Below are 3,149 nucleotides of genomic sequence, written 5' to 3' on the forward strand. Positions count from 1 at the left end.
CGCGGCTTGCGGCGGCGCCGGCGGGCTCAGCTGGCTTTCCGAACGCAAGGCAGGCTGCGGCGCGGCGGTCTGCGCCGCCTCCTGGCGGGCTTGCTGGCGGCGCTGCCGGCGCGCCTTCGGCCGCGCCGGCTGCAAGGTGTCCGGCAGTTGCAGCGTGGTTTCCAGCGGCAGGCTCGACTCCGGCCGGGTGGCCAACAGTGGCGGCTCGTCGGCCGCCGCGCCGCGTCCGGCGCCGGGGCTGATGGCGCGGCTGCTGGCGGAGCGCGTGGAGTTGGCAGAAGCGGTGCTCGCCGGCGGCGGCTGCGCCGGCCGCACCGTCTGCCAGACCACGGAGCGCACCACCTGCTGCAGCGGCGTGTGCTGCAGCAGCAGCCAGACCAGGGCGACGTGAAGCGCCCCGGTGGCGGCCAGGGCCGCGGGAGACATGCGCTGGCGGGGCAGCGCCCGGGAGGTGGGCCGGTCGAGCATGGGGGAAATGGTGCGCTGGGATAATCGCACACATGCATCGCAAGTCCCGCGTCGTCGTCGGTTTGAGCGGCGGGGTCGATTCCGCCGTCAGTGCCGCCCTGCTCCAGCAGCAGGGCCACGAGGTGGTCGGCATCTTCATGAAGAACTGGGAAGACGACGACGACAGCGAGTACTGCTCGTCCAACGTCGACTTCGTGGACGCCGCCGCCGTGGCCGACGTGCTGGGCATCGAGATCGAGCACGTCAACTTCGCCGCCAACTACAAGGACCGGGTGTTCGCCGAATTCCTGCGCGAATACCAGGGCGGACGCACGCCCAACCCCGACGTGCTGTGCAACGCCGAGATCAAGTTCAAGGCCTTCCTCGACCACGCGATGCGACTGGGCGCCGAGAAGATCGCCACCGGCCACTACGCCCGGGTGCGCGAGCGCGCAGGTCGCTTCGAGCTGCTCAAGGGCCTGGACGAGAGCAAGGACCAGAGCTACTTCCTGCACCGGCTGAACCAGCAGCAGCTGGCGAAAACCCTGTTCCCGGTCGGCGAGCTGCGCAAGACCGAGGTGCGGCGCGTCGCCGAGGAATTGAAGCTGCCGAACGCGAAGAAGAAAGACTCCACCGGCATCTGCTTTATCGGCGAGCGGCCGTTCCGCGAATTTCTGAACCGCTACATCAGCAAGGAACCGGGGCCGATCAAGGACGAACGCGGCCGCGTGCTCGGCCAGCACCAGGGCCTGAGTTTCTACACCTTGGGGCAGCGCCAGGGGCTGGGCATCGGCGGCGTCAAGGTCAAGGGCGCGCAGCGCGGCGGCGGCGACCATGCGCCCTGGTTCGTGGCGCGCAAGGACATGGACAACAACACCTTGTGGGTGGTGCAGGGCCACGACCATCCATGGCTGCTGTCCGCCGCGCTGCAAGCCGACGACACCAGCTGGTGCGCGGGCGTGGCGCCGGCGCCGGGCGCCTATGCGGCCAAGACGCGCTACCGGCAGGCCGATGCGCCCTGCACGCTGTCCCCCGCCGACGGCCGCTTCGCGCTCGCCTTCACCGAACCGCAATGGGCCGTGACGCCGGGGCAATCGGCGGTGCTGTACGACGGCGAGGTGTGCCTGGGCGGCGGGGTGATCTCCGGCGCACGGGGCTGACGCAAGGAAGGCTCTGCTGGTCGGGCTCCTGGCGCGGCTACTTGGCGAACTTGCGAAACTGCGGCTTGCGCTTTTCCTTCAGCGCGGCCACCCCTTCGCGCGATTCCTCGGTCTCGTAGAACAGCTTGAGCGCGTACATGCCCATGCCGGCGATGCCGGCCTGGTGCGCCGTGTCCATGTTGAAGCTGCGCTTGGCGATGGCGATGGCCGTGGGGCTGCGTTCGCAGATCTCCTCGGCCCACTGCTGCACCGTCGCGTCCAGCTCCTCGTGCGGCACGCAGATGTTCGCCAGCCCCATGGCGACCGCCTGCTCGCCCGAATAGCGGCGGTTCAGGTACCAGATCTCGCGCGCCTTTTTCTCGCCCACCACGCGGGCCAGCAAGGCGGTGCCGTAGCCGGGATCCACCGAGCCCATCTTGGGGCCGACCTGGCCGAAGATCGCCTTGTCCGAGCAGATGGTCAGGTCGCAGATCGTGCACAGCACGTTGCCGCCGCCGATGGCGAAGCCCTGCACCCGCGCGATCACCGGCTTGGGCACGTCGCGGATGGCCGTGTGCAGCTCCTCCATGGGCAGCCCGATGGTGCCGCGGCCGTCGTAGTTGCCGTCGTGCGCCGACTGGTCGCCGCCGGTGCAGAAGGCGCGGTCACCGGCGCCGGCCAGCACGATGCAGCCGACCTCGCGGTCGTAGCCGGCCTTGTTCAGCGCCTTGATCAACTCGTCGCAGGTGGTGCCGCGAAAGGCATTCATCTTCTCCGGGCGGTTGATGGTGATCCAGGCGACGCCGTTGCGGATCTCGTAGAGGATCTCCTGGAAGTCCATGGTTCTTGCTCCTTGGTCCTTGAAAGTGGATGCCGGATCAGCCGGCCATCGTCAGGCCGCCGGAGACGCTGAGCACCTGGCCGGTGACGTAGGCCGCGTCGTCGCTGGCGAAGAACAGCACGGCGCCGGGCAGGTCGCCGGGCTGGCCGATGCGGCCCAGCGGAATGGCCCGCGTGAAGGCTTCCATCAGCTTTTCGGGATTGCCCGCGCCTTGCTTGTAGTCGGCGAACAGGGCGGTGTCGGTCGGCCCCGGACAGACGACGTTGACGGTGATCCCGTGGCGCGCGTGCTCGCGGGCGATGGTCTTGGAAAACGCCACCAGGCCGCCTTTGCAGGCCGCGTAGACCGCCTCGCCCGACGAGCCGACGCGCGCCGCATCGGACGCGATGTTGACGATGCGCCCGCGCCTGCGCGCCGCCATGCCGGGCAGCACCGCGTGGTGCATGTGCAGTGCGCCGGTCAGGTTGATCGCGATCAGCCGGTCCCACTGCGCCGGTTCTGTCTTGGTGAACGGCTTGAAGACGTCCCAGCCGGCGTTGTTGACCAGCACGTCGATCGGACCGAGCGCGCGTTCGGTCTCGGCCACCGCGGCGTCGACGCTGGCGCGGTCGGTGATGTCGCAGCGCAAGGCCCGGGCCTGCCCGCCTTCGGTGCGGATCGCGCCGGCGACCTTCTCGGCTGCTGCCTGGTCGAGGTCGCAGACGGCGACCCGCGCGCCTTCG

At 69.6% G+C, this 3,149-nt stretch carries 3 protein-coding genes and 1 pseudogene; 1 reads left to right on the forward strand and 3 read right to left on the reverse strand.

Annotation, left to right across the window (positions count from 1 at the left end):
* Window positions 1-468: pseudogene (locus JWP65_RS00995) on the reverse strand (hypothetical protein); the annotation flags it as partial.
* 32 nt (window positions 469-500) lie between these two features.
* Between JWP65_RS00995 and mnmA the strand changes: the two are divergent.
* Window positions 501-1,607, forward strand: a complete 1,107-nt coding sequence (gene mnmA, locus JWP65_RS01000) for a tRNA 2-thiouridine(34) synthase MnmA (RefSeq protein WP_299759485.1) — start codon at window positions 501-503, stop codon at window positions 1,605-1,607.
* Between the two features lie 37 nt (window positions 1,608-1,644).
* Here the strand turns inward: mnmA and badI are convergent, their stop codons facing one another.
* On the reverse strand, window positions 1,645-2,427 hold the full coding sequence (gene badI / locus JWP65_RS01005) for a 2-ketocyclohexanecarboxyl-CoA hydrolase (RefSeq protein ID WP_299759487.1): 783 nt from the start codon (window positions 2,425-2,427) through the stop codon (window positions 1,645-1,647).
* A gap of 37 nt (window positions 2,428-2,464) precedes the next feature.
* Window positions 2,465-3,149: 2-hydroxycyclohexanecarboxyl-CoA dehydrogenase (gene badH / locus JWP65_RS01010; protein WP_299759489.1), on the reverse strand; the 685-nt coding region annotated here is incomplete at its 5' end.

Source organism: Ramlibacter sp. (assembly GCF_028292805.1).
GTDB lineage: Bacteria > Pseudomonadota > Gammaproteobacteria > Burkholderiales > Burkholderiaceae_C > Ramlibacter.